Here is a 24,258-nt window from a genome sequence, read left to right on the forward strand (position 1 = left end):
CAAGCAAGTAACAACGGACTCGAGTGCGTGATAATAATCCAGCTAATATAAACAAACCTAGACACGTAAACAAGAATCATTTGCAAAATAGTGGTTTTAACAGCAAAATAGTGACAATAAAAAGCCATTAAACAACTGGAGTATGTATGCGCCAACAAGCCCTTTATGAGGCCAAACAGTTAGTATTTCAAAAAAGTAGTGCAGTGATGTCTACCCTTTCACATAATTTAAGAGGCTACCCGTTTGGCTCTGTTACCCCTTATATGTGTGACGAACAAGGCCGCATTTACTTTTTTATTAGTGACATAGCACAACATACTAAAAACCTAACCCATGACAAACGCATGAGCCTAACGGTGTTTGATGCCGCTGAACAAGGCGATCAAAACGAACATGGCCGAGTCACTATTGTTGGTGATGGCAGCTTAGTAAACCAAGAACGCAGTGATAGTTTAATTAATAAGTACGTCGCTTTATTTCCAGAAGCACAAAGTTATCGCAATGCCCATGACTTTAACCTCTGGCAATTAGATGCAATACGGGTGCGCTACATTGGTGGGTTTGGCAAAATATTTTGGTTAGAGCAAGAAGAGTGGCAGCAGCCAGCTAAGCAGTGGGACGATGAACAAGAACTCGGCATGATTGAACACATGAATGCTGATCACCAAGATGCCATGAGCCTGATTTTAAAACAGCACTACAACCTTGATGACGCATCACCAATTATGAGCGGTTTATTGCCGCAAGGCTTTTACCTACAAAGCTTAAAAAATAATTATTACATTGCATTTAATGAAGCTTGCGACAGCCCGATGGCAGTGCGAAAGGCATTAGTAAAAATGACGCAAAATGCTCGTCAGAATGCTAGTTAAGATCTGGCTTGGTGAATAACTTTAGCCTGAACTAAATAACGCCAAATTTAAGAGAAGTCAGGTAAAACTACCTGACTTTTAAAGCTACTAAAACTAAGCTTTAGGGTAATTTGATGGGAAAAACGCGCGACGTGCTTGCTCATCAAATTCTTTTTTGAAGTCAATATCAGTGCCCACTTTACGAGCGCGTGCAACGGCTGGGCGACTATCAATACTTGCAAACCAACGCGCTAAATGTGGATACGGTGCTAAGCCCTCTTCACCTAAAACGACTGTTGCTTTATCTATCCAACCCCAAGCAGACACATCTGCAATAGTAAATTCATCACCAACTATAAACTCACGCCCTTCAAGATGAGTATCTAACACTTCATAATGGCGCTGCGCTTCACGTAGATAACGATTGATTGCGTAATCTAGTTTTTCAGGAGCTGCATGTCTAAAGTGCACCGACTGCCCTGAATACGGACCAAGCCCTGATGCGATAAACATTAACCAAGATAGCATTTCACCGCGATCTTCTGGCTTACCTGCAAGCTTATTATGTTGTTCAGATAAGTACATTAAAATTGCATTTGAATCAAATACACGGGTTTGTCCATCAACAATTGCGGGTGCCTTTGCATTTGGATTAATCGCTTTAAATTCAGGGGTGTGTTGCTCACCTTTTAGTGTATCAAGTGGCACTAACTCATAGTCTAAACCCGTTTCTTCAAGAAAAAGGGCAACCTTCATTGGATTAGGTGTGTGATGAAAATAAAATTTGATCATGCTGAGCTCCTCAATAGTTGAGTATTGATTAAAGCACAACTTGAGCAGTCGTTCAAATTAAGATTTTGAGTATGTATTGTTTATAGAATAAATTCAATTAAAAACAGCTACGCTAAGCTAGGTACTGTTATTAGAAGTCAGGCCCAGGAGAGGCCTGACTAAATTATAACTATGACGATTAGTTATTAGTGTTGGTGCTATTTCGTTGAATATTATGCACCGCTTTTTTACTTTGCTTTTCAATAGCAGCCATTTGCTCTGGCGTACGGCAAACACGTTTAGCAATATTACTACCGGTTGGCTTTTCCATCTTGCAAATCAACCCATCATTAGTTTCAGCACTCGTTTGCGAATTTGCACAACCACCAATGAATACTACAAATAAAATTACAGCTAAAAACTTCATTTTCTTCCCTAATAAGACATAAAAATCAAAAACTAATCTTACCGCGATGACTGTATTGGGATACACCAAAATGAGACTAATAGGCATTAATAATTGTTAAAAGATAGTTGTCTCTTAGGCTTTATTAATCCATTTGACGTTTACTAACAATCATAAAATCAGTTAGTTGTTATAAAGTGTCACGGCTCTGTTCTAGCTTAGTAATGATCGCTTGTATGCAGGTATCTTTATCAACAACCCATAAGCCATAGCTTATGGGTAACATTTCAATATTGGCACGACTAAATAGTTTATAAGTATCGAGTTCAAAAAAATCAGCCCATGGTCCAGGATAACCAATCAAGTCTAGGGCTAAGTACATGCCATGATGGCGACATAGGATATCAACCTCGGTGCCTGCAACATAATAACCAGGCCATGCCTCTATCTTTAGCTTTGTCAGCTCTTGCATTACATCGTGTTGAAAATCATCAATCTCAGATAAACCCGTATGAACGGCTGTAAACTCAGTTACCGAACTTAAATATCGTCTTAATAAATAATCTTCTGGTAATTGTGTTTCATCAATGGATAAAAATAAGTACTGCGTCTGTCTTGCCCGAGTAATGCTTACATTAAAAACATCTGCTTTATTTAAATATACTGCGGCACGTTTTGCATTGTTATCTACCGCAAAAGAGATCAACATTATATCGCGTTCCTCCCCCTGAAAACCAAAAGGGGTGGCGGCTCTAAGCTTATGCTTGATGATTTCAGCGTCACTAAAATTAGCGTCTATTTGCTTAGCAATAAAGTCTGCTTGGCTTCTAAATGGCGAAACAACCCCTATACTGTGATAAACACCGGTTTCTTGATCCGCAATCATTTGCTGCTTTATACTCGAAATTACAGCGCTGGCTTCGAGCAGATTGACGCCATTTTTATCTCTTTCACCATTAACACGCTCGATAAATAAATGACCACTGCTTGTACATGGGCGATGTTGCATTACCTTTAACTTTGTTTGATAAAAATGCGTATTACTAAAGTGAATTAACTCAGGTTTACTTCTAAAGTGTTCATCTAGAAATGCCAATTGCTGCTCACTGTTAAGCGTATTTAATGTTAAATCTAAAATTGAATTATCGCGATAGCTCACCACTCCCTCACTAAAAAGCGACAGTTGATTTTTAGTACGAAATTGAGTCTCTTTCGCTTTAGCCAAAAAAGAGTAATGCCTTAGCTGCTTTGTATCTCCAACCACCAATGCTCGTTTGGCGCGATAAAATGCCGGTAAACAACTACTAATATTGCACTGTGTTGCTTCATCAATAATAACTAAATCAAACATTTGTGACTTTAGGGGTAATACTCTATATAGCGAATTCAAACTCACTAGCCACACAGGAAACGCCGCTAGCAATGATGAGTATTCTATATTATCAAACAGCTCAAACTGCCTTTTGGAGGTACGACTGCGAATAGCCTGATTAAAAGCCTGTAGCGATTTACGCTGAGTGTTTACTAACGTCCTCAAATTATTATTTTTTAACGCGGTTAAATAACGACTAGCCAACAGCTCTCTGTTTGTTTGTTGATCGTTAATTTTATCTAAAGCTGACCACTGTTTTGCTAGCTTTTTAATGCTGCGCTGCGCCCACTTGATATATAAATTGCTTAACCATAGCATATCTTTATCTTCAAGCTTTTTGAGGCGTTGACCTCGGATTATTGCTTTGCGACAAAACTTATCAAACCGTTGCTCTAAATAATTGAGTAGCGCATTTTGCGCTGTTAGTTCTGACTCTAAAATAGCAGGGGCTTTTTCCTGCTCATCAGCTAAATACCCTGCCAATAAGTCAGCAATGTAGTCTTTCAATTTTTTTAAGAACTCTTTTTTCCCGGCCCGAATAGATACATCACTTAACGCAAAGTTTTCATTCAACTTATCTGCAATCACATCAAGTGCAGGGTCATTATTTGCCACAATCAGCACTGACTCACCCCGAGCCATGTGCTCAGCAGCAACCGCAGCAATGGTATAGCTTTTACCTGTCCCTGGCGGCCCAGACACACAACCCAAATGCGCATTAGCAGCAATAGAAATAACTTTCTTTTGCGGTGCAGACAATAAGCCTGGTAAGTTATCATATTTTAACGCTTTGATACTTTTTAGCGGCGCATCACTTGCCATTAAAGCATTTATTGGTGGTGAAAGGTTTGTTGAGACAGTGATTTCTTCAAGCTCATGAAGAACCCCTCGACTACTGGTTGAGCGCTCTACAAACACCAGCATTGAAATAGGTAACAATGTTGCAGTGCTACTTTTTAGAGCGGTTTTAATTTCCTCGAAACTGGCTAATTCAGGGTAGTTTAAAAGCGTTAATACATTTAATTCAACGGAGCTTTGTTTTAGTAGTGAGGTCCAAAAATAAGGAGATTGAATATCAGCAGCGTCATCAAGTAATTCAGCTTCTGGTATTAACAATTGGGTGAGCGATTCATTAATTTCAGCTTGAGAGTCGTTAACTGAAAAATAATAGTCATCGTCATTTTCTTTTTCAATTGCTGCTTCATTAAATAAAATCGGCGATACAACTTGTTTTATCTCGCCTTTAATCTCTAGTTTACCAACCAATATAAATCGAACATATAATAACACACGTTCACGTTGATAAACCTCAACGCGCTTCATCATTGGCTCTGCAAATTGTTGTGGTATTGGCAGTCGGGGTAAAAACCCCGAGCCTAAGTCATCCCTTCCTTCAAGTACGAGGCGATCTTGTTTTTTTAATTTACTTAAATCCCAGAGATTTAAATCAGCGCTATCTTCTTTATAACAATCACGATAATAACTAAGTACGTTTTGCTTACTCACTTTTAAGTTCCATTTCAATTTACGCGCTATCGTTAAGTTGTGCCAAGGGCTTTAAAAGTTAGGCTTTTTTTACAAACTTGGCTGTTACCATCATTTCACCTACACCATCAACCTTACAATCAAGCTGGTGATCTTTACTATCTTTAATCCAGCGAACTACCGCTTTGGTGCCAATTTTTATTACTTGTGAGCTGCCTTTAATTTTTAAATCTTTAATCACAGTCACTTTATCGCCTTCAGCCAAAAGAGTGCCATTAGCATCTTTCACTACAACAGTACCTTCATCAATATCAGCAGAAGGGTCCCATTCATGCGAGCATTCAGGGCAAATTAAAAGATTCAAATCTTGATATACAAATTCAGATTGGCATTTGGGGCATATAGGTAAAGACATACTGTAGCTTAAGTTAACAAAGATGCAGTTATGGTAATTGTTAGTTATTACTTTGTCTAATTGCCTAAAAGGTAAAATAATTTATTAGATGAGTGATTGTTACTCGACAAATAAGTCATTTAAGTTGAAAATACAATTAATGGTAATAGGGATTTTATGCATGAAAAATCGAGTTTCATCTGTACTTATATTTTTTTTATTATCACTAACGATAAATCTGCAAGCGCAGCCTTCTGATCATCCAAGCGTAAATATAAAAGCCCCACCAGTTAACTTAACTCAGTTTCAAATGAGTTATTTCATTGATACAAGCCAAGAAATGACTTTTGAGCAAGTTCAAAAACAACCATTTATTCCTAGTAAAAATGAAATCACTTTAGGACCAAATGCTAAAACAACTTGGTCAAAAATCATAATTACAAATGACTCTACACAAGCATTGCGTTTATTTTTACACAATTCAGATGCATACCACCTGCAACGAATTGATTTTTATGAAACAAAACAAGATAAACTATTAAACCAAACCAATATTGAGCTTGATAAGTCAGGCCATAAAGCAGATATATTTGGTGGCAGTGCTATCTTCTCATTCATGCTCGCGGCTGGTGAAAAGAAAACGATCTACTCTAAAAGTGTCACTTTTTCTCATCAATGGTACTCATTGGAATTATACGATGAAGAACATTCTAAGCGAGCCTTAGTCAGTAGCAGTAACTATACCGCATTACTTGTGGGGATGATGCTCGCATTGATGATTTATAACTTTTTCTTATATTTATCAGCTAGAAAAGTTGAAAATATCGTCTACGCCCTCTATCTAATTTCAGGCACAATTTGGGTGGCACTTTCTTATGGCTTAGCTGCAAACTTTTTTGGTATCTTTAGTGCTGAAATACTTCAATTCAACTCTACTTTGTATAGTATGCCCAGCTTTTTAATCATCTTTATGATGCTCATATTCGAAACAAAAAAACGTCACCCAAAAGAGCATATCGCTTTATCAATAATCTTAACGATATTAGCTGCGGAGTTTATTTATAGCTTATTTGACTTAGTCAGCGCGCTAAAACCGGCTAGTACTTTAGCTGCATTAATGATGACAGTCACTTTAGGAGTATTAATATCTTTGTGGAGAAAACGCGATCCTTTGGCAAAATACTTCTTTTTAGGTCACTCGATGTTTATTCTTTTCAATATGCTGGCCGTTCTTTATTACAAAGGTTTAACTGAATCGAATCAAATAAATAGCCATGGTGTCGGAATAGGCATTTTACTTGAAGCACTCATGATGGCGTTTATTTTATCTTACCGAATAAAAGCATTAGAAAGCATAAAATCTGCACAAGTAGAATTAAAAAAGCTCGCCGATACCGACCCGCTTACGAAGCTGTACAACAGGCGTTACTTTGAAAAAGCCAGCTCACAGTTAATCACCAAGAGCCAAATTGCCAATGCTGAATTGTCTGTAATAATTGCTGATTTAGATTATTTCAAAGCCATAAATGATACCTATGGGCATCACATTGGTGACCAAGTCATAATTGAATTTGCAAAAATTATTACTAAACAACAAAGACCAAATGATATTGCTTGTAGGTACGGCGGTGAAGAGTTTTTACTACTTGTTAACTGTAATCTGGAGGCAGCAAAAAATATTGCTCAACGTATTCGTAGTGAAACAGAAAAAGTGATATTAAAAACTCAAAAAAATGAAGAGATTCGTTTTACTGTAAGTCTTGGGGTTCATCCACTTTCTTGTGAAGATGATAATATTTCAGAAGCAATCGCATTAGCAGATCAGGCGCTTTATAACGCAAAAAACAAAGGACGAAACTGTGTAGCAACGTTATCATAAAAGAGCAGCTCCCTTTTAAAGGTCACATTGCTCTTTTAATATTTAATTCAAAATTAGTAATTAATGCTTTTTAATACCATTGCGAACCAATTCTTTACCATTTTCAAACACCTCTTGCGTAACCCAGCGTCCTAGCAACAATTTATGGTTATCATCAAGCACTGCCACAAACGGTCGCCCATTACTATTATTGGTTGCTAATGCTAAACCCCCGACATTTTTTAGCCCTAAGCCACCACCTTCAACTAAAAGTAAGAATACTTCAAGTTCTTCAAGGGTATCAATTACATCGTTGTCGTTAATCATGCTGTTTACTCTATTACAATTTAATGTGTGTAGAATACCATTTTGCTGGATTTGCCTCTAGGGGCTTTAAAATAGCCGACAAAGCTATCGCTTTAATTTGCACTCCTTGTGTAAGCATAGGATAGTTAGTACATTCAGATTTAACAGCCGAAGTTTTTAGGACACACATGATTAAACTACTTTTAAGTTCAAGCTTATTTTTATCCTCCTTTACTGCAATGGGTAACTCGCTAACTGTTGAAGAGTTGCGTATTGAAAAAGCAATGACAGCGATACCAAAGGTGTTAACGGCTTTTTCTGCTGATGTAGAACAATTTGAAAAAAGTTGGAAAAGCGTAGAGAACTATAAACAAGCATCAGACTTAATACATGATTACTCACACCAACTTTGGCACAATGCTAAACAACGCATAATCAAAACTAATAGCTTTGATGACCGCCAGCTATACTGGGCTCGCTTGCTATCAAGTAAAGTTATTCGTTCTAGCAAACCTGGTTTTGCTATTACCGACACAGAACAATCGGCACTGCTCACAATGCTTGAAAACGGTAGCCGTGGTCACACTGATCTGGCCTATACTAAAAGCACCAATAAAAAAATCCTACTTACCGGTTTTGATCCGTTTTTACTCGACAGAAATATCAATCAAAGTAACCCATCCGGTGTTGCTGCGCTTTTACTTGATGGACAAGTGATCACCTATAAAGGTATTACCGCTGAAATAAATACTGTGATGGTGCCAGTGCGCTATGAAGATTTTGATCAAGGTATTATTGAAGCACTACTTGCCCCTTATTACGCGCTGAACAATGTAGATATGATTGTCACTGTAAGTATGGGTAGCAAAGAGTTTGATCTCGAACGTTTTCCGGGTAAGCGCCGAAGTGTTACAGCGCCAGATAACGCCAATATTGTTTATGGTGGGACGGCCACAGACCCTAAAATATCGCGCTTAAATGACCGCCCCCTACCAGGTAATGAATTCGTTGAATTTAGCTTACCAGTAAAATATATGCAGCAGGCCAAAGGGTCATTTAAAATAAATGATAACCATAAAGTGATCACATTAGAGAAAGCATTTGAGCCAAAATCACTCGCTGAACTAGAGGGTGCAATTGCGGTTAAAGGCGGTGGCGGTGGCTATTTATCAAACGAGATTTCTTATCGCAGTATTCGCCTACGTGATGAGCTGAATTCAGATATTCCAACTGGTCATATTCACACCCCACGCATAGCGCAATTTGAGCCACAGACTGAAGAAAAAATTGTTAAACAAATTCAAGCAATGTTAGAAAAGAGCTTAGAGGCTTTATAATTAGGCAAGTATATATGTTAAAAGGTGGAATAGGATTCCACCTTTTAATGTATTGCTTAAGCTTTAGATACGTTAGTTGCACCAGCGTTTTCAAGAAGCTCTTCAATACTATTTTTGTTGTCACTATTATATTTAACGCCCACTAATATTGAGCCTTTTTCAATAGCATCTTCATAGTATTTGATTTCATGCTCAGGGATAAATGCGCCAATCGCAGCACCTAAAGTGCCGCCAACTGCAGCGCCTGCACCACCAGCTGCAAATGCAGCAACTAATGGACCTGCAACTAATAAGCCTACTCCACCTGAAGCCACTGTACCAACAGCAGTAAAGCCACCAATAATTGCAGCAAGAACGCCACCTGATGTTGCACCCACTATGCCACCTTCAGCAGCCTTAGTGCCTTCATCTACTGCAAAATCTTCCTTTGTGTATGAGTTATTAGCCACGATACTAATATCAGCTTCATTTACACCCATTGCTTCTAATCTATAAATAGCTAAAGTAGCTTGTGATGCATTTTCAAATAACCCAGTAATAACTGAACTCATAATAACTCCTTTTTAAATATTTAATTAATTACCAAAGTTATAGAAGCAAAACCCGTTCCAAAATAAAAACAATAAAAATCAAAACCTTAACTAAACATTGATTTTATAAGCAGTAATGATTGCAAATTATATTGTAAGGAATACACAGGTCGATTAGATACTAGTATTTGTGGCACGAACAATTGGCTCTGATCAACTCGAATAGCTACTTTAATAAGACCTTCAATCAAACTTGAGCATCTAGAAAAACTAACAAGCCACGCTCATAGCGACTTAAATATTTTGTTTTGCGGGGCAACTTGAGACTCTCTTTAAACGCTAAGCGCTTAGCCTCACCAGATTTACATAACTCTATCAATGCTGGGTGAACATATGACTTACGTGCAATTGAAGGCGTATTACCAAGTTTTTTTGACACTGTATCGAGCATATCTTTTAAGGTTAATTTTCGTTTGGCTGTATACAACTCTTTGAAAGCTAAAACACTCGCACGCCACGTTCTAAAGTGCTTTGCACTAAATTGCTCCCCCATAACAGTCTGAATAAACTCATTAACTTCTTTTGAAGTGACATCACAGCACTCTGTGCCATTTATATATTGGAATAAACTTTGTCCGGGTAAATCCTGTAGTTCTTTTATTATGTTACTAAGAGTCTTATCAGTTACTCGTACTTCTCTAACCTTTCCTGATTTGGCTTTATATTTTAAACGAATATTTTGACCAGTTAATTTTGCATGCTTATTTCTTAAAGTAGTAGCGCCAAAACTTTTGTTCTGTTTTGCATTTCTTTTAGATCCAATCCGCAATGCCCCTAAATCCATTAAGCGAACCACCGCGGCTATAGTTCGTTCACAATCAAGCTTATCTCCTTGCAAATATTCTAAAAGCTTTGCCCTTAGAAGAGGTAGCTTCCTACCAAACAATATACATACTTCGAATTTTTTGAGCTCTTGCTGTTCTCTAAACTTTGGATGGTATAAGTATTGTTTCCTATTTTTAGTGTCGTACCCTGTCGCCAAAATATGCCCATTTTGCTCTGGGCATAGCCATACATCCTTATAGGCGGGAGGAAAAGCTAATGCATTGAGTCTCTTTATTTCATTTTCATCTGTAATTTTCTTTCCTGCTGGGTCAGTATAGACCCAATTTTTTCCCTGCTTTTTTCGAGTAATCCCCGGTAAATTATCATCAACATAAATTAACTTCATTTTTAATCCTTTAAGCAAACTTATTTATTGTAGTCATACGTTCCAATTAACAAAAAAGGCCAGTAAAACTGGCCTTTAATTAAGGTCTGCTGACCTTTCATGATTAAATTTGTTCAACCTAGGAAGATAAACAGACCCTAAGTAAATTATCTTTTCCAATACCTGAGCTTACGAAGTGTGGTTATGAATTCATCCGATGATATTTTGCCAATATTTAACCAACCATCATCACACTTCCCTTTTAACCCTGAAGCGTCAATGAGATCAGCTGATTGATCAGTAAAACCTATGTATTTCATATGCGCATGCGCATCGCTGACAAAATCTTTTGCCTCTGGAATTTCAGCCAACTGCTTAGCACCTGCTGACGTAGTTAGCAGTATCACAGCATCATATAGCACTGATGGACCACCATTAATCACCTGATCTGCAGATACATGTTCCCCATCGCTGTTTTTGGTCCCACCCACTTGAGCAGCTATAACTTCGTAATTTGCCCCTTCTTTTTCAAGACTTGTTGTTAAATCAGTAAAAATCTTCGCATCAAACCCTTCACTCACTAATATACCCAGTTTTCTTCCCTTAAACGTATTAGGTGCATTCTTTAAAATACTGAGTGCATCGGACAAAGGTAAGTCTTGGCGAGTTTCTCGAGCCGCTTCAGCTGGCTCTGGCATTTGCTGCAAGCCTAGCCCCTTAGCAACCTTTTCAGCTAGATTGTCATCGATGTTCAGTAAATGGGAGACCAACCGCTCTCTAATAGGCAAATGTTCGACTTTTGAAAGCTCAAACACATAAGCGTTCTGAATATGCGTTTGTTCAACGTCTGTTTGACTTAAATAGAATTGACGTGCTTGACTGTAGTGATCACTAAATGTCTCTGAACGATAACGTAATTTACTGCCTTGTGCTTCTGCGTCTGAGCTTTTAAAGCCATGTACTGGGTATTCCCTAGGATTATGGTCATCCCCACTCCAAGAATTTGGCTCATAGTTTACTCGACCTTTAGGGTTTTGCATTGCCATGTGCCCGTCTTGTAAAAAGTGACGCATTGGGCATTTTGGCGCATTGACAGGAATTTGTGTAAAGTTAGGACCGCCTAACCGTTTAGTTTGGGTATCTAAGTATGAAAAGTTACGGCCTTGTAATAGTGGATCTGGTGTAAAATCAAGACCAGGCACAATATTTTGCGTACAAAAAGCCACCTGCTCTGTTTCGGCAAAAAAGTTATCAACCACTTTGTTTAACACCATCTTACCAATCACTTTTACTGGCACTTGTTCTTCTGGAATCAACTTGGTGGCGTCAAAAACATCAAACTCAAATTCATCGGCAAATTGCTGATCAAACACTTGCACACCTAGCTCCCACTCTGGGTAGTCACCTTGATTAATTGACTCCCACATATCGCGGCGGTGAAAGTCAGGGTCGGCTCCGTTAAGTTTTAGCGCTTCATTCCAAACAACCGATTGCATACCGCCTTTTGGCTTCCAGTGAAACTTAACAAATTTCTCTTCGCCTTTAGCGTTAATAAATTTAAAGGTATGAACCCCAAACCCTTCCATAAACCGAAGTGAACGCGGAATCGCTCTGTCTGACATGGCCCACATTACCATATGCATAGACTCTGGCGATAAACTGACAAAGTCCCAAAAATTATCATGAGCGGTTTGTGCTTGCGGAAAACCTCGATCAGGCTCAGCTTTAGCGCTATGAACTAAATCAGGAAACTTCATTGCATCTTGAATAAAAAATACTGGAATATTATTACCCACTAAATCCCAGTTTCCTTCTTGAGTATAAAATTTAACAGCAAAGCCACGCACATCACGCGCTAAATCAGGTGATCCTTTGTTGCCAGCAACTGTTGAAAAGCGCGCAAAAACCGGCGTTTTTTCGCCTTTTCGTTGAAAAATATCGGCAGAAGTTAAATCATCTAGCGCGTCGTAAGTTTCAAAATAACCATGAGCACCATAACCTCTAGCATGAACAACACGCTCCGGAATACGCTCATGATCAAAATGAAATAACTTTTCACGCAATACATGATCTTCCATTAGCCCAGGCCCACGTTGCCCCACTTTAAGTGAGTTTTGATTATCACTGACAGGACAACCCTGCGCAGTGGTCATTGTCGGGTGATTTGTATCAGCAGTCTGGTGCAACTCACCGCCATGCCCTTGGTTGTTTGAATACTTAAATGACTCTGCCATGATTTTCCTTCCTAAATAGATTTTTCAAATAGCGATATGAAACAGTTCTTGTTAAAAGCAAATAGGAGTAAGCAAAATAAAGACCATTGAAAAAGTTATTTAAAATCATGTAGTAATAATCATCTGGTGCTTAACCAGTAATAAAATATAGAAAGATTACACAGTCAATGTAATCTTTTCCAATCTATTATTTGGTTACATGGCGTAATGCCTTAGCTATCAAGCTAAAGTGTTGACTAGGTGATTCAGTTTATTTTGAAAGGCTTTAGCTACTATCAGTGGTCTCTACCTAAAGCAAAAATTAGTTACCACTTTAAAATGCCCATATGCGTTTTCTTTGCGGTGGACACTAAAAATCACAGCTGCTTCACAAGACTATTAGCCGCAATTACGATTGGCTCAGCCGCATCGGGACTATTGCCCAACACGGCAAGTATATAACCCTTATCACGATAAATATTAAGCTGTGCACTCATACCTAAATGAGCGCCATTATGGCCAATAATTTGATTACCCTCATCACCTCTGACCGAAAATCCATAACCATAATTAGGTGAATGTAGCTCTGGTTTTGCAGACGTAGCTTGAGAAGTTAACTCAGTATTTAACAACTGATGATTAATTAATGAAAGCGCAAATCTATGTAAATCACCAACAGTTGAGTACCCGCCACCAGCAGGACCGCCTTTGACAGCTTGCTTCATCAAATTCTCTGTAATGGCGTTGGTTTCAAACGAATACCAATAATTTCTTGCTGTATTTTTAATGGGCACATCTAAATCAAAACTCCCACTATCAGTCATACCGGCTTTTTGATAAATATGCTGTTGAATAAAAGCGTAGTAATCTTGCTTTGCAACAGACTCAATAACATGGCCCAGCATGCGCATACCGGTGCTGCTGTATTGCCACTGACTACCAGGCTTAAAATTTAATGGGATATTTTTATACAAAGGCAGTGAATCTTGCAATGAACGAATTTGTGATTGCTTAGCTTCAAAACCCGCAATGTCACCCAAACCTGAGGTATGCGTCAATAATTGCTCTATGGTGATAGAATCAAAGTCGCCCACTCCAAAATAATCTCTATCCATGTATTGAGTAAGCTTATTATCAAGTGATAATTTATTTGCTTCAATCAATTGCATAATGCTCACACTAGTGAACATCTTATTCATAGAGCCTATTTGAAACTTAGTAGTAAGATTATTTTTTACATCATAGCGCCTAGATGCCAGACCATAGGCTTTTGTGAATAACACCTTATCATCTTTAGCAAATAACACTGTGCCCGAAAAAAAACCATTTTTAGCAAGCTTTTCTGTTAATTTTTGAATCGCTTGAGTGACTTTTAATTCGGTTATATTTTCATCAGCTAGTTTAAATGTATCATTCAGTGAGAGGTACCAATTAGTTATTTTATGCTGTTGATCAAATAAAATGACTGAATCATAACTAAGCCCTGTCGTGTTAGAATCAACATGAATTGTCACCCGCAGTGTTTGGTTTTGTAAACTTTGCGTTGTACTCTTTAGATTCAATTGCTTGTGTAAATTAGCCATATTCGTTATATAGCCTATATAACGTTTACGGCCTGTCCCCTGCCAACGATTAAGGCTTTGCTGTGCAAAGTGATCATCAACATATTTAGTGATAGTCTCAACATCATTGCTGTTAAATACAGTTAAGAACTCTTCGACTACTATGGAGGGATTTAATTGAGATTCATCAGGCTGCTTTGCAGCAACAGAGTATGGTAATACCAAGAGTAATATTATTTGCATCAGTCGCATATTAACGTATTCCTTTTTTCATTATTTGTTTATCATAAAAACAGAATTAGCTGGCTGACTTTGATAGCGTCAAATTCACAGATAAGCGATGAATTTGTGCTTAAAAAACAATTAAGAAAACATTAAGGAAAAGAATAATCAACAATAACAATAAATTAGGAGCAAGCTTTAATCCCCCGTTATTCTCTAATGTATTCTATATTAACGAGGCACGTGTAAACCCAACTTCAGGGGAAGTCTCTGTGCATGGTCGTACTCAGCTGCTTGAGCCTAAAGTAATGGCAATGCTTATTGTATTGTGCGAACACGCAAACAGCATTATCTCCGCCGAAGAGCTATTCAAACAAGTTTGGCCCCACTCTATTTACAGCCCGAACTCGGTAAGGCGCAATATAGCACTGCTACGAAAAGCATTGGGTGATGACGATAAAAAGTTAATAAAAACACACCCTAAACGTGGTTATACTTTGCAAGCAATAATTTCATCGCCAAGCAGCCCTGTAAACAGAAAAATTTACACCAAAGCTAAAGTGAACAGCCATAAAATAGCTCTCTATGTCGCCGCTCTTTGTACCTTTATTTTTTTAGTCGCTATTTGGCAAAACACTCCAGCATCACAACAGACTTTAAATAACCTAAAGCCTATTACCGCAAGTAAAGCTATTGAACGCTATATGCGTGTTAACCCAAACCATGATCACATAGCAATTATAAGAAGTGAGTCACGCCAAGGCACTAATAAGCATATTTACATTAAAGATTTAAAGCGTAAAAAAACATGGATAATTACGAAGGAAGCACAAAACTACACATACCTAGCATGGCGCAACGCCAATTCATTAGTCTATTCAGCATCACACGATAGCGGTATTGAGTTTGGGCAAATATTATTAGATGACGACTTACAACCTACACAACAAACACAACTTATTAGGCGCAGTGACATTAGTTGGAATAGCCCATTTTTTATAGATAAAAAACAACAACTATTTTATCTTGGTAATACTAACGCTTCTGAACATAGCCGCAATGTAACGCTTTACCAGCATAATCTTATTTCAGGTGAGGTGCGCAAACTTCTCACTCCAAATGATACGTTTAAACCGTATAAAATTAGTTTATCACCACAACAAAATAAACTTGCAGTCATTGGCTTTAATACAGATTCAATCTCTGTGGTTAAAACTTTTGACATTCAAACTGAACAGTTCGAGACAATAAAAGCGCTTGATCATAATTGGTACTTTTTAACTTGGCAGCAAGACCAACAATCACTCTTACTCAGTAATGGAAAAAACTTGTCTGAGCTCCATGTTAGCGGTGACTGGCAATCTATAACATACAATAACTACCATTTTGTGCAGTATATCCAATCAGTTGCAGCTAAACTGTACTTTCTACAAAGGCGCACTGATGAAGACTTATACCTTGCAAATAGAACTGATGTTTCAAATATAAAAGAAATTTCAGACTCAAATAGTGTAGATACCAGCGCTGCTGTATCGCCAAATGAAAAAATAGTTACCTATATATCCAGTAAAAATGGTATTCCACAGCTGCTTTTAAAAGAGCTTGATTCAAATAATGAATCTATTATTTTTGACAATCACACACAAGAACTCGCACTAGCGCCTCCTGTTTGGCTAAGTAACACACATCTTATAAGTGCACTTAACAATCGCCCTTTTGTTATTAGCATATTAGGTAATAACGTAAATATAAAATGGTTAGATAACCTACTCGGCATCCCGCTCATACTGCTAGAAAACAAAGATACATTTATGTATGTTGATAAGTCGGCTCAGGGAGATTGGCTTTACAAATACAACCTAACCACGTCACAAAAGCAGCCATTGCATGAACAACTAAATGCTCGCCAATTATTTAAAAATGAACAGCAGCAGATAATCGCGGCCTCCAACGATACAATTGAAAATATCAGTACCAAAACAAAATTAATTACAGTACCTGGGGCAAAGCTGCGTGTATTCCCTAGCAAAGACGGTATTTACTATCGCAGCTTTAAAAACAACAAATTCCAACTTGGGTTTTACAGTTATAAAAGTGAAGGATTAAAACCTCAACACGAGTTAGCTACACTATGCGAACAAATTTGTGATCAGCTACAAGCTGTTACCGACAACTATTATGTTTTATCAAAAAAGGTAAGCCAGGCAGATATTCGATCACTTGAGATCCAGCTCAATGAATAATTTTATATAAAGTCGCACTGGCAATGGAGCATTTATTTGCTCTTGCTATATAAATACAATAGGAAACTATTTAATAACGTCTACTTTTATCTGTCTATTTTATTTCTATTAGTGCTTACCTTTGAAAATTATTCAAATACCTTGTAAAGCCTTTACACTCAATCAAAAGTAAAAAAATTACTCTTTTAATACCAGTAAGTTAAACCGTAAAACTCTGGAATGTATTTTGCAAAATCATTATCTGTAATTTTAAATACATCCGGCTTTTTGTTATTAAGGAGTTATAACTGGCCAAAAACGCACAGGTTAATTCAGTTATGGATATTGCACTGTTTTTTAAATCGTTACTATTACTAGCATTATTTTTAACCCTCGGGAATCTCATTAAATACACCTGTTTAAAGGGTTTGATTGTTCCACCTTCATTAATTGCGGGCGTTTTGGCCTTAGTGCTAGGGCCTCAATTACTTGGGCAGCACATTGATCTTTCACTGCAAGATACTAATTTATGGATAGATGAGGCCGTTGTCGATATATGGAAAGAATTACCCGGATACTTAATAGTTGTAGTGTTTGCTGGCTTATTCTTAGGTAAGGAAATCCCTACAATTAAGCAATCATTAAACCAAAGTCTACCAAACTTATGCTTTGGCTATAGTATTGCTATAGGCCAATATGTTGTTGGAATGATCACAGCCTTGTTAGTACTCGCGCCGTTATTTGACACTGATGCTGTTGCGGGAGCCTTGATTGCAGTAGGGTTTCAAGGCGGCCACGGCACAGTTGCTGGGTTACAATCCACATTTGAAAGTATCGACTTTGCTAAAGGGATGGACTTAGGGCTTGGAATTGCAACTATAGGCCTTATAAGCGCCATTGTCTTAGGTACACTGATGTCTAATCGCACTGATGGCGGCGATCAAGAGTTAGAGATAAGCCATGGTGAAAGAGTTAAAGTAAAAGACAGCCCCTTTGCCTTGCACTTTGCTATTTTAGGCTCTGTAATAATACTTGCCTGGCTTGTTTTAAGCGGCTTGCAAGTGGCTGAAAAAAGCCTATTTACGGATTCATCGGTCAAAATTTTAGAATATATGCCTTTATTCCCAATCGCAATGATGGTTGGCTTAGTTGTGCAAATAATTCTTAATAAATCAGGTATGGGTAATTTAATTAGTCACTACCAAATCAACCAGCTCTCTAACCTCGCTCTCGATTTATTAATTATTGCTGCACTTGGCGCACTAAACTTATCTGTACTTGCTAAATACTGGCAAAGTATATTAATTTTAGGCACCGTAGGTGTGCTGTATAGCTCCGCTATTTATTTTTTCTTTGGCTCTTGGTTTTTTCAAAAGGATTGGAAGGTGAGAGGAATTGGCGAGCTTGGACAATCAATGGGCACCACGGCTGTGGGGTTATTAATGCTAAAACAAGCTACTTCAAATCCAAACGAACATATCCGCCCCTTTAGCTATAAGCAACCACTGTATGAGCCAATTGTCGGTGGCGGCATAGTCACAGCTCTTGCACTGCCTACCATTGCCAACTTTGGGCCTTGGGTGTTTACGGGCATAATGTCAGCCATTTTAGTCACTGTGGTGGGCAGTTTCGCCTTTTATAAAAAGCGTAAAAATAAAGAGGATTAAAGCACTGCATTACTATTATTAACAAGCCGCTACAATTGTAGCGGCTTTTTGCTTACTAAGATTTTACCCAATTGCCATTGTCGTTTTTACTATAACTACCTTTAACTGCAGACCAAGCTACTTTATGTGCCGTTGTTTCTCGGTCATCATTGCCTTTTCTATCGCTTGGATCCTCATAAGTATCCCATGCACTATTAAATGCCTCTTGGTATATCTCTTGGGCATGTTTTGGTAAGTTATCTTTTACTGATTCAGGTAATTCGTCTCGACTTTTATATGGCATTATATTATCTCCTTATCTTTGCCCAATCACACCACATGCAATGCGAGTACCGCCACCACCCAATGGTTTAGGCTTATCAGCATAGTTATCTTTACCTGCATGAATCATCAAAGCATGTTGTTCTACAATTTCAAGCGTTAAGCGTGGTGCTAATACCGGCGATTTAGCTTGGCCATTTTCATTAACGTACAACGCTGGTAAGTCTCCTAAATGTCCATCGGCCCACGGTTTATCATGGTGATGGTTAGAGGTTGGATCCAAATGTCCACCAGCTGCTCCAGCTGGAACAACTTTATCCTCTTTCTTCTTTGGCTCGCAGCTTGCTAATTGATGAACATGAAAACCGTGCTGCCCAGGAGTTAACCCTTTTAAATCTGGAGTAAAAGTAACACCGTGTTCATTTTCTGACAGCGTGATGATACCCAATGATTGCCCCTGCCCTGACTTGGTTGCCTGATACATTTCAACGTCAATACTCGCCAAGGCGCTATTTTGTAAGCAGACACTAGTAAATAATACGGCACAAGCAGGTTTTAAAATACGTGCCATACTTTTTTTCATAATTGAATCAAACGGTAAGCTATTCATTTTAATCTCCTCGTTTAGTAAAAATTTGATAAAACACAACCGCTAACTTAAGCGATAGCTCTGTACAAAGCTTCAATCTCTATACCAAGCTGGACAAACTTCTAACTCAGAAACAAAAAATACGGTAATACACTGATATTAAATGAAGAAATATAATTAATAAGCATGAACATTAACTACACAGTACTTACATAGTAATAAATTACGCCGCAACTAGGGCATAATTACAAAGTAAAAGACAAGTTTACATATCTTATGAGGGTAGGATTAGTTAACCAAAAAATTAGAGTAGATAAAAACACTGGTTAATCGGGCTTTTAATCATTTACAAAGTATTTCAAAGCCCGTTAATTTAGTTTGTATTTAAACTTTTTACGCAACAATGGTATTTCGGCCGCTTTTTTTGGCTTCATAAAGATTAAGATCAGCACGTTTAGCTGCTTCTTCAGGGGTTTCACTAGCATTAACTTCGACCACTCCCATGCTAACTGTTGCCTGAATATTCTTTGTAGTGTGAATTTGCTGCTCTATTGAATGCCTAATTCTTTGCGCAACTTCGAGTGCGTGGTTTAGGGATTGGTGTTCGAGGACGATTAAAAACTCTTCTCCGCCTACACGGCCTACTTTATCCGACGAGCGTATCGAATGAGACAAGGTTTTAACGATTGACTTTATCAACTCATCACCAATATCATGGCCATATTCATCGTTAACCGCTTTAAAGTGGTCAATATCAATAGAGATGAGCGAACTTGCTTTACCGGTTTCTTTACCCCGACTAATTACCATTTTTTTCATATCTAAAATAGCACGTCGGTTTGCAATGCCCGTTAATTCATCTTTTAATGCTAATAGTTTGAAATGCTTTTTATGTTGAACTTGTTTGTAAGTGTATACAGTTAAAAATATAAAAAGTGCACACATAAAAGCTAAAGCCGTTCGCTGCCAAAAAGATTTATCCAGCGCTAAATCCAAAAGTTCTCCTTTAATTTCGGCTACTTCTTCTAATCTGGCTATTTCTCTATTTTGCTGATTAAAATTAAACATTAATCGCTCTGATAATAATACTCTATTGGCTACACTTTTGACTTGGCCATTTACTATTCGCAGCAATTGGTCTTGTGCACCTACTTGCTGCTTGTAGTTACCTAATTGCGCACTCAGCTGCGAAAAAAATGTAAGGTAGCGCTTAGTGAATCCCATTGGCCATGTTTGCAGCCTATCAAATTGAGTTAACATTTCATTTTCTCGTTTTGCAGCAGCAAGGTCACCTGTAGCTAAAAGCCACTCGCCATGCGCTAATGCATACAACTGCCTGATCCACTCACTACTAAATGAAAGTTGTTTTGCTTGATTAAAATAATGCTTGGCCTTATCAAATTCACTTAATTGTGTGTACAGCTCTGCAACTTTGATTACTAAATATGCAAAACCATCATCATCTTCAAACTTTCTAACAGGGTCAAAAATCGATAAGTAAAGCGGAATGGCTTTATTAATATCCCCTTTTTGTTCATACGCATAAGCAATTTCGTCAGTGATTTTATACTGTTCTTGTACATTAAATACAGCTAACTCTAACTTAGCCCGCAGTAATTGTTCAATCGCTAATCCATAGTTAGCAAGCGCTAAATGTATATCTGCAACTTCACGAAGACTTAAAGCGCGTTCGTATGGGTTATTTGTGAGTTCATAAGCCTGATAAGATGTTTGCGCTGCAGAAAATGCGAGCTCGTATCGCCCTTGCGCAACATATACACGACTTAATACTTTATTTGCTAAGCCAATAACAGAGTACATATCGGAGCTACGGTTTTCAGATGTGAGAGCTAGTTCAGCAATCGGGGTTAACTTTGCTATTGTTTGTGTATATAACCCTTGACTATAAAACTGTGAGCTCTCACACACATCAAGTGAATACTGAAGTAATTTAGAGCCAGATCTATTGACCACCAGTGTAGCCTGCGTAAAAAAAGATTTGAATGTATACCGCTTATGCGCTGTATCAGTTTCGAAAAACCAACATTTAAAAGCCATAACGCGTGCATTATCCACACTGTTGTCATAGGGCATACCAGCTTCAAGTGTATTTAATATAGTTTTTGATTCAATGATTGTGGTGTGGCCATAATAAACTCGGTTTATCATGTCACTAACATCATTAGCAAAAAGGTTTGTTGAAAAAATTAAAAAGAAGAACATCCTGTACATACCCTAAAATCCCTCAGGTTACTGCGTGACGCTTGTTATTTTATTTGCCGCTTTTAGAAATCTTAACGATTATTGCACTAAATCAAACTTAATAATAGCTAACCAATAGCAAAAGCTCACCGATACACGGGCTAAATCCATCATTTTTCATTAGGTTTAGTCATATTTAAAAAGATAGGTAAACGTAGCTAGTTTGCCAATTTAAACCTATCGTCCATAACCAATGGGGTTAACAATAAATATGGAACACCAACATTACATGGACCAAGTAATTTCGGCTAGTTGATTGGTCGCTGTTTGATGAATAATAAGCCCATTATTACCTATTCGCATATGCCTTATTAAACCTGAATAAACGCCCTCTTTACTGGGTATTTGCCAGCTTTGCATGGTTTCGCTTGCAAGGTCGAACCTAACTAAGGTTTCAGGGCGTTTAGCTGACTCGTTAAACCAAATTGCATCATCAGCATATTCTATTGCATATGGGTGGCTATCTTCGCCACTGGGGTTATCCCACTGGGTAATTTTACCGGTTTTTGGATTATAACGACCAAGCTTCCCCATGCCAGAGTTCACATAAAAAATCATATCATTCGGCGTTATGGCAAGTCGCCGAGTATGAGTTTTCGCACCAGGCAGTTTGATTTCACTCAGCTGCATAGAGTTTTTATCAACTTTAATTAAACAGTTGCTGCCATTACACGACACCCAAGGCGTCCCACTTGAATCAATCTTTATACCATAGGGGCGAGAACCTTTGGTTGGTAAAGTTGCCAGTTGTATATCGCCATTTTGGGGGTCAAGTTTACCAATCATATTACTGTGTTGCAGGGTAAACCAAAACGTTCCAGCATCATCAAACACACCCGTATGCGGGTCGCGAGCTTTTTTATCAGGCATTTTATAAACTTTAAATTGCTCTGTTGCCAAATCTAAATAGCCAACGGTGCCATTTTTATTACCTAAAAACCAAGGCGTCAGGTTTTTATCAAGGGACACACTATGAGCAAACGTTCCACTTGGCAAAGTATACTCTTTCATCTCTCCTGTTTGCGGGTCTAACCGACCAAGGATATTCCCCCATTGGCCAACCCACCAAATAATTCCGTCTTTACCCTGTACTGGATCCCGCGCACGTTGGCCAAGTGTTGGCACTTGCCAATATTTAAAGTTTAACTTGAGCTTTCCATCAACCACCTTTGATTCACGCTTAGCGTTAACTGGATAATGCTCTGCTAGATGAGCACTTATATCTTGAGTTAATTGCGTATCTGAGCCAGTATCAACCATGTAGCTAATAAGCGTTTTCCAATGCTCTTGACTGTAACCCGCACTGCGCTCGAGATTATTAAGGCTATGGCAACTACTGCATAACTGTTCAACTAATTGCTTCGTCTCTTTGGCCAAAACAGGTACTGGTGAAATTAGTACTCCTGATACGGCCATTACAGCTACATATTTATTAACTACAGATTTATCCCTACTCATAACGCCCCCTTACTTTTTTATCATTAAAGCATAGGGTAAAAAAACTTACTATCAATGTTTATTTTGCAATAATTACCGAGCTTTAGCGCCAATATTAAAAATAGTTTATCGTCAAACTAAACCTCATTTTATAAAAACCTTACCGTCACATTGCTGGCTGCCAACAAGCTCAGGTATAATCACTTTTTCAGGCTATATTTTCAGCCATCTAATTTGGATTACACAATGAAAAAACTCTCTGCCGTGCAAATCAAGCAACAAGCACTTGTACTGAATGTTGCCGACACAATAGAAGAACAAGGTCGCAATGAACTAAAAGGTATGTTGCAATGCTGGTTTGATGTGGAATATCACTTATTTCCTGGCTCACTACTAATGTGTTTTCAATTTGAGGATGAACAAGCACTAGCGGCAGCAGAACCAGAACTTTTAAAGTGGCAAAAACGCTTAAGTGGTGCAATGCTTAAAAAAGGGGTTATCTTAAAAGATATGCGCAAGCATTTAGTGTTCACCCTTAAAGGGCCTGATGATTGATTTATTAAGTAACGAGAAACGGATTACGAGCTTCAAAATTTGCGGCTGGTTACTCTACTCTCGTAACTACTGAAAGCTTAGAGCTCTTCAATCCCCTGCAGTCTCACATGCTCAATAAGTTCTGGAAAAAACGCTAAAAATAGCGCATCTAACTCACGGTAATTACGCTTGATATCCTCCACCGCACCAGTAAACTCATTAATAAAGCGAATGCGCTTTGCTATATTATCAAGTGCAACTCCTACTCCTTCGAGAGTTTCGTATTCTTTAAACCAATCATCTTCAGTCAAACTCGTTATAACGCGCTGCATTTTACAAGGCATAACAGGCATACGCTGATGTAAAAAACCAAAGCTCATATGTTTAAAGTCAGTTAATCGCTGATGTTCAAAGGTTTGCCAATGCTTAATTAGAAAATGATCAAATAACACATCTATCGCCACGCCCGAAAAGCGCCTTCGTTGTGGTGAAAAATACACCTTAGCGCCTTTAACTAAAGGGTGAGCATCGGTAAACTTATCAACCAAATAATGGTTATTTAGCGCATTTACAACTGATAAAGGGAGATTTTCAGTATATTTACGACCACCAAAATCCCCGAGTAAATTACCAAAATGCGAATCAGCCGTAGGTTTTGCCAAATAAAGATGAGCTAAATAATTCAACGTATTCCTTAAGTTATTTATACAGGCTAATAGCCACAGAAAATTAAAAAACAACAAAATATAAGTGTACGAAAAATAAAGTT

20 protein-coding genes are annotated in these 24,258 nt (G+C 38.0%); 6 read left to right on the top strand and 14 right to left on the bottom strand.

The genetic code is table 11. The annotated features are described in order from the left end of the window. The first annotated feature begins 146 nt into the window (after positions 1–146). Positions 147–872 (top strand): HugZ family pyridoxamine 5'-phosphate oxidase, encoded by a 726-nt coding sequence (locus tag AAEU30_RS03180; protein WP_421959276.1) that lies wholly within the window; start codon positions 147–149, stop codon positions 870–872. A 93-nt stretch (positions 873–965) separates the two neighbouring features. On the opposite strand, the gene AAEU30_RS03185 is transcribed toward AAEU30_RS03180, so the two are convergent. The 4 genes from AAEU30_RS03185 to AAEU30_RS03200 form a co-directional block, all read right to left on the bottom strand. Continuing rightward, positions 966–1,643 (bottom strand): glutathione S-transferase family protein, encoded by a 678-nt coding sequence (locus AAEU30_RS03185; RefSeq protein WP_290210131.1) that lies wholly within the window; start codon positions 1,641–1,643, stop codon positions 966–968. Positions 1,644–1,821: 178 nt separating this feature from the next. Beyond that, a complete protein-coding gene (locus AAEU30_RS03190; RefSeq protein ID WP_290210132.1) occupies positions 1,822–2,049 on the bottom strand; it encodes a hypothetical protein in 228 nt (75 codons plus the stop codon). 169 nt (positions 2,050–2,218) lie between these two features. Beyond that, complete coding sequence (locus AAEU30_RS03195) at positions 2,219–4,906, bottom strand: DEAD/DEAH box helicase (protein ID WP_421959277.1); 2,688 nt, start codon at positions 4,904–4,906, stop codon at positions 2,219–2,221. A gap of 58 nt (positions 4,907–4,964) precedes the next feature. Then, a complete protein-coding gene (locus AAEU30_RS03200) occupies positions 4,965–5,300 on the bottom strand; it encodes a zinc ribbon domain-containing protein YjdM (RefSeq protein WP_421959278.1) in 336 nt (111 codons plus the stop codon). Between the two features lie 160 nt (positions 5,301–5,460). On the opposite strand from AAEU30_RS03200, the gene AAEU30_RS03205 reads away from it, so the two are divergent. Then, positions 5,461–7,158, top strand: a complete 1,698-nt coding sequence (locus AAEU30_RS03205; protein ID WP_421959279.1) for a sensor domain-containing diguanylate cyclase — start codon at positions 5,461–5,463, stop codon at positions 7,156–7,158. A gap of 60 nt (positions 7,159–7,218) precedes the next feature. Here AAEU30_RS03205 and AAEU30_RS03210 read toward each other — a convergent pair whose 3' ends face one another. Continuing rightward, positions 7,219–7,464 (bottom strand): hypothetical protein, encoded by a 246-nt coding sequence (locus tag AAEU30_RS03210; RefSeq protein ID WP_421959280.1) that lies wholly within the window; start codon positions 7,462–7,464, stop codon positions 7,219–7,221. 167 nt (positions 7,465–7,631) lie between these two features. Here AAEU30_RS03210 and AAEU30_RS03215 point away from each other — a divergent pair, with 167 nt between their 5' ends. Beyond that, positions 7,632–8,780, top strand: a complete 1,149-nt coding sequence (locus AAEU30_RS03215) for a PA0049 C-terminal domain-containing protein (protein ID WP_421959281.1) — start codon at positions 7,632–7,634, stop codon at positions 8,778–8,780. Between the two features lie 56 nt (positions 8,781–8,836). Here the strand turns inward: AAEU30_RS03215 and AAEU30_RS03220 are convergent, their stop codons facing one another. The 4 genes from AAEU30_RS03220 to AAEU30_RS03235 all read right to left on the bottom strand — a co-directional run bounded on the left by AAEU30_RS03220 (position 8,837) and on the right by AAEU30_RS03235 (position 14,547). Continuing rightward, entirely contained in the window at positions 8,837–9,331 is a 495-nt protein-coding gene (locus AAEU30_RS03220) for a general stress protein (protein WP_421959282.1), read from the bottom strand. A 226-nt stretch (positions 9,332–9,557) separates the two neighbouring features. Continuing rightward, positions 9,558–10,541, bottom strand: a complete 984-nt coding sequence (locus tag AAEU30_RS03225; RefSeq protein WP_421959283.1) for a DNA topoisomerase IB — start codon at positions 10,539–10,541, stop codon at positions 9,558–9,560. 146 nt (positions 10,542–10,687) lie between these two features. Beyond that, positions 10,688–12,754, bottom strand: coding sequence for a catalase (locus tag AAEU30_RS03230; protein WP_421959284.1), 2,067 nt, complete (start codon positions 12,752–12,754; stop codon positions 10,688–10,690). A gap of 356 nt (positions 12,755–13,110) precedes the next feature. Continuing rightward, the gene (locus AAEU30_RS03235; RefSeq protein WP_421959285.1) at positions 13,111–14,547 is read right to left on the bottom strand and encodes a serine hydrolase domain-containing protein; all 1,437 of its coding nucleotides are present in this window, start codon (positions 14,545–14,547) and stop codon (positions 13,111–13,113) included. Between the two features lie 242 nt (positions 14,548–14,789). Between AAEU30_RS03235 and AAEU30_RS03240 the strand changes: the two genes are divergently transcribed. Further along, complete coding sequence (locus tag AAEU30_RS03240) at positions 14,790–16,760, top strand: winged helix-turn-helix domain-containing protein (RefSeq protein WP_421959286.1); 1,971 nt, start codon at positions 14,790–14,792, stop codon at positions 16,758–16,760. A 317-nt stretch (positions 16,761–17,077) separates the two neighbouring features. Next, complete coding sequence (locus tag AAEU30_RS03245; RefSeq protein ID WP_421959287.1) at positions 17,078–18,406, top strand: sodium/glutamate symporter; 1,329 nt, start codon at positions 17,078–17,080, stop codon at positions 18,404–18,406. A gap of 55 nt (positions 18,407–18,461) precedes the next feature. On the opposite strand, the gene AAEU30_RS03250 is transcribed toward AAEU30_RS03245, so the two are convergent. The 4 genes from AAEU30_RS03250 to AAEU30_RS03265 form a co-directional block, all read right to left on the bottom strand. Next, entirely contained in the window at positions 18,462–18,689 is a 228-nt protein-coding gene (locus AAEU30_RS03250) for a ChaB family protein (RefSeq protein ID WP_421959289.1), read from the bottom strand. Between the two features lie 12 nt (positions 18,690–18,701). Beyond that, positions 18,702–19,277, bottom strand: a complete 576-nt coding sequence (gene sodC, locus AAEU30_RS03255) for a superoxide dismutase [Cu-Zn] SodC (RefSeq protein WP_421959290.1) — start codon at positions 19,275–19,277, stop codon at positions 18,702–18,704. A 372-nt stretch (positions 19,278–19,649) separates the two neighbouring features. Further along, positions 19,650–21,479, bottom strand: a complete 1,830-nt coding sequence (locus tag AAEU30_RS03260; protein WP_421959291.1) for a diguanylate cyclase — start codon at positions 21,477–21,479, stop codon at positions 19,650–19,652. Positions 21,480–21,743: 264 nt separating this feature from the next. Beyond that, the gene (locus AAEU30_RS03265) at positions 21,744–22,976 is read right to left on the bottom strand and encodes a Vgb family protein (protein ID WP_421959292.1); all 1,233 of its coding nucleotides are present in this window, start codon (positions 22,974–22,976) and stop codon (positions 21,744–21,746) included. A gap of 225 nt (positions 22,977–23,201) precedes the next feature. Here AAEU30_RS03265 and AAEU30_RS03270 point away from each other — a divergent pair, with 225 nt between their 5' ends. Continuing rightward, positions 23,202–23,510, top strand: coding sequence for a hypothetical protein (locus tag AAEU30_RS03270; RefSeq protein WP_087532364.1), 309 nt, complete (start codon positions 23,202–23,204; stop codon positions 23,508–23,510). A 77-nt stretch (positions 23,511–23,587) separates the two neighbouring features. Here AAEU30_RS03270 and AAEU30_RS03275 read toward each other — a convergent pair whose 3' ends face one another. Next, on the bottom strand, positions 23,588–24,175 hold the full coding sequence (locus AAEU30_RS03275; protein ID WP_421959293.1) for an acyl carrier protein phosphodiesterase: 588 nt from the start codon (positions 24,173–24,175) through the stop codon (positions 23,588–23,590). Positions 24,176–24,258 lie beyond the last annotated feature (83 nt).

This window comes from Pseudoalteromonas mucoides, assembly GCF_049257175.1.
Lineage (GTDB): Bacteria > Pseudomonadota > Gammaproteobacteria > Enterobacterales > Alteromonadaceae > Pseudoalteromonas.

Excerpts from the sequence above, each read along its gene's own strand:
- AAEU30_RS03225 (WP_421959283.1), bottom strand. The coding sequence starts at position 10,541 with ATGAAGTTAATTTATGTTGATGATAATTTACCGGGGATTACTCGAAAA.
- AAEU30_RS03190 (WP_290210132.1), bottom strand. The coding sequence starts at position 2,049 with ATGAAGTTTTTAGCTGTAATTTTATTTGTAGTATTCATTGGTGGTTGT.
- AAEU30_RS03210 (WP_421959280.1), bottom strand. The coding sequence starts at position 7,464 with ATGATTAACGACAACGATGTAATTGATACCCTTGAAGAACTTGAAGTA.
- AAEU30_RS03230 (WP_421959284.1), bottom strand. The coding sequence starts at position 12,754 with ATGGCAGAGTCATTTAAGTATTCAAACAACCAAGGGCATGGCGGTGAG.
- AAEU30_RS03265 (WP_421959292.1), bottom strand. The coding sequence starts at position 22,976 with ATGAGTAGGGATAAATCTGTAGTTAATAAATATGTAGCTGTAATGGCC.
- AAEU30_RS03270 (WP_087532364.1), top strand. The coding sequence starts at position 23,202 with ATGAAAAAACTCTCTGCCGTGCAAATCAAGCAACAAGCACTTGTACTG.
- AAEU30_RS03235 (WP_421959285.1), bottom strand. The coding sequence starts at position 14,547 with ATGCGACTGATGCAAATAATATTACTCTTGGTATTACCATACTCTGTT.
- AAEU30_RS03260 (WP_421959291.1), bottom strand. The coding sequence starts at position 21,479 with ATGTTCTTCTTTTTAATTTTTTCAACAAACCTTTTTGCTAATGATGTT.
- AAEU30_RS03180 (WP_421959276.1), top strand. The coding sequence starts at position 147 with ATGCGCCAACAAGCCCTTTATGAGGCCAAACAGTTAGTATTTCAAAAA.
- AAEU30_RS03215 (WP_421959281.1), top strand. The coding sequence starts at position 7,632 with ATGATTAAACTACTTTTAAGTTCAAGCTTATTTTTATCCTCCTTTACT.
- AAEU30_RS03200 (WP_421959278.1), bottom strand. The coding sequence starts at position 5,300 with ATGTCTTTACCTATATGCCCCAAATGCCAATCTGAATTTGTATATCAA.
- sodC (WP_421959290.1), bottom strand. The coding sequence starts at position 19,277 with ATGAATAGCTTACCGTTTGATTCAATTATGAAAAAAAGTATGGCACGT.
- AAEU30_RS03250 (WP_421959289.1), bottom strand. The coding sequence starts at position 18,689 with ATGCCATATAAAAGTCGAGACGAATTACCTGAATCAGTAAAAGATAAC.
- AAEU30_RS03205 (WP_421959279.1), top strand. The coding sequence starts at position 5,461 with ATGAAAAATCGAGTTTCATCTGTACTTATATTTTTTTTATTATCACTA.
- AAEU30_RS03220 (WP_421959282.1), bottom strand. The coding sequence starts at position 9,331 with ATGAGTTCAGTTATTACTGGGTTATTTGAAAATGCATCACAAGCTACT.
- AAEU30_RS03185 (WP_290210131.1), bottom strand. The coding sequence starts at position 1,643 with ATGATCAAATTTTATTTTCATCACACACCTAATCCAATGAAGGTTGCC.
- AAEU30_RS03245 (WP_421959287.1), top strand. The coding sequence starts at position 17,078 with ATGGATATTGCACTGTTTTTTAAATCGTTACTATTACTAGCATTATTT.